The following is a 2,089-nucleotide window of genomic DNA, read 5'->3' as shown; positions in this document are numbered from 1 at the left end:
CGGAGACCCATCAAACCTGGGCATACCGGACAAAATCAGCCAGTGGCAGCGGGTGCGTTGACTTCCGCTCCCGAGGGTCCTCGCCCCTGGTGATCACCGCCTGCTTGGATCATCCGCAGTCGAAGTTAGCGGCAACGTGACTCGGCGCCCGAGCGTTGGAGGCAGAGCGCTGTCCCTGCAACGCACCGCCAACTTCGACACAGCCAGCCTCACAGCAGCGGAAGAAGCCGACGGTACGATACATTCATCAGGAAAAGCCCTAGCACAACTACCAGAACCGGTCGGCCCCACGTCGTCAGGCAATCTCTAAGCTGGTCCGACAGCTTGCAGAGACGGGAGACACCCCGCATGGCAAAACGCGTGCGCATTCGTTGCATAAACAAGTCTGACAGGCGAAACGCACATGAGAGAATCAAATTTGTCGGCGGGCTGAATTCAGACCGAACGCGATGGAGGCTATCCGTCGCGAAGACTATCCGAGATATCGAAAGCCGCGAGTGGGAGTACTACGTCGAAGAATCAGGCATCACTGTCGAGGTCATCGTCGCGACCGACGGCCGACACAAGTACATCAAGACAACAGTGGACGGAATTCAACCGGACAATCTCCTCTCGCTCCCTGAGTGTCCGTGAGGGATCGCAGGCAGTGCGGGCGAGACTCGGCGCCTGTTGGCTTGGGGCATGACAGGTCGCTGTCCCTGCCCCGCCCGCACTACCATAGAAGCTAGCGGCACGTGACTTGGCGCTGACCGTTCTGGTGCCATCGCGCTGTCCCTGCCACGTCCCGCTAACTCCGGGGCTCCGTATCCGCGCTGGCTGACCAAAAGCTGACGAGACTGCGCGGCCATCCATAAAACGAAAAGCGGCCCGTGTGAGCCGCTTGCCGTCGAGAACAATACGGACGAGCCTATGATGGCTGCGAGCGTCAAGCACACGACTGCTCGGGCAATAGCTTCGTGTCGACAATTACTGTCCGCTCAATCTGCTCCGGCCAATCTTGCAGCCAAGCGAAGACGGCCTCAGTGCTGGTCCTGAAGCGGCTGACCGAGGACAAGTTCCGGTGGCCGCGCCGCCAGGAGGCGGTCGTCACGCTGACGACTGAGCAATTGCACTGGATCCTTGACGGCATCGATATCGATGCGATGGTCCGCCATCCGGTACGGCAATATCAGGCTGCCGGCTGAGCTCTCGAGTTGAGCGGTTGACGCGTCGGTACGGTTCAGATTCAAGATTCCAATGAATCGAACCGGCCATCCGAGTGTTGAGGTGCTGTTGGCGCGCATTGCTGCGCTGCAGGCGGAGAACCATCAACTCGCGACCGCGGCGCCAAACTCGAGGAAGAACTGGCGCTGGCACGCCTGCATCGTTTTGCGCCACGCAGCGAAAAGCACGTCGATCGTCTCTTCAATGAAGTCGAGCAGGCCGCCGATGAGGATGACGCCGGCAGTGAAACGAACAATACGCTGCTCTGATTGTTTCACCTCGTCGGCGTCGCCAAGCACGGTCCAAAGACCACCGTCGAACTCCATGGCGACCTCGTACTACTCCTCCGCGTCGCGCCCGCGACCATATAGCCTCGCTCCCTTCTCGTCGCGGTCGAGCACGACGATCATGTCCGCCGCACCTGTAATTCCAGTGGTGCCAGACACCTGCTCGATAGGATCGCCAGACGAACCCTCCATTTTTCTGAGGTGCGTGACGAGGATAGTCGTCAGACCGTGCTCGCCAGAAAACTTTTGAAGCGGCACTATCGCCGAGTCGTCCGACAAATATGGATCTTGGTTGCCCTTGCGCTGCTCTTTGATTTTGGCGTGCGTGTCGATAATCAGGAGGCGAGGATTCTCAGCGCGGCTGTGCCACTCCGTAAGCTCCTTCATAGACCCACGGTCCATTGAGGGCGCGGCTGTGCGAATCGTCAGCCGGTCAAGACTCGGACGCGGCACGCCGAGCTTGGGCGGAAGCGGCGTGTTAATTCGAGACTTGGCTCTGCGGAAGTTGTCTTCAAGCGAATATTGAAGCACGTCGCCTTGCTCGCAGTCGACGCCGAGAACCTTCCCGCCCGTTGCGATTGCGATGGCCGTGCTGTACG

General features: G+C 59.6%; 3 protein-coding genes and 1 pseudogene. 3 read left to right on the top strand and 1 reads right to left on the bottom strand.

Annotation, left to right across the window (positions count from 1 at the left end; genetic code table 11):
* The first annotated feature begins 348 nt into the window (after window positions 1-348).
* The 3 genes and pseudogenes from GA0061099_RS39055 to GA0061099_RS42655 all read left to right on the top strand — a co-directional run.
* Window positions 349-633, top strand: a complete 285-nt coding sequence (locus GA0061099_RS39055) for a DUF3892 domain-containing protein (RefSeq protein WP_074448697.1) — start codon at window positions 349-351, stop codon at window positions 631-633.
* Between the two features lie 389 nt (window positions 634-1,022).
* On the top strand, window positions 1,023-1,184 hold the full coding sequence (tnpB, locus tag GA0061099_RS39050) for an IS66 family insertion sequence element accessory protein TnpB (protein WP_157786117.1): 162 nt from the start codon (window positions 1,023-1,025) through the stop codon (window positions 1,182-1,184).
* Between the two features lie 52 nt (window positions 1,185-1,236).
* A pseudogene (locus GA0061099_RS42655) lies at window positions 1,237-1,451 on the top strand (IS66 family transposase); the annotation flags it as partial.
* A gap of 90 nt (window positions 1,452-1,541) precedes the next feature.
* On the opposite strand, the gene GA0061099_RS39040 reads toward GA0061099_RS42655, so the two are convergent.
* Window positions 1,542-2,089 (bottom strand): AAA family ATPase (locus GA0061099_RS39040; protein ID WP_145793762.1); only part of this gene is annotated, 548 nt, incomplete at its 5' end.

The organism is Bradyrhizobium yuanmingense, assembly GCF_900094575.1.
GTDB classification, from domain to species: Bacteria; Pseudomonadota; Alphaproteobacteria; order Rhizobiales; family Xanthobacteraceae; genus Bradyrhizobium; species Bradyrhizobium yuanmingense.
The sequence above is the reverse complement of the archived record's forward strand: the minus strand, read 5'-3'. Positions and strand labels throughout refer to the sequence as shown.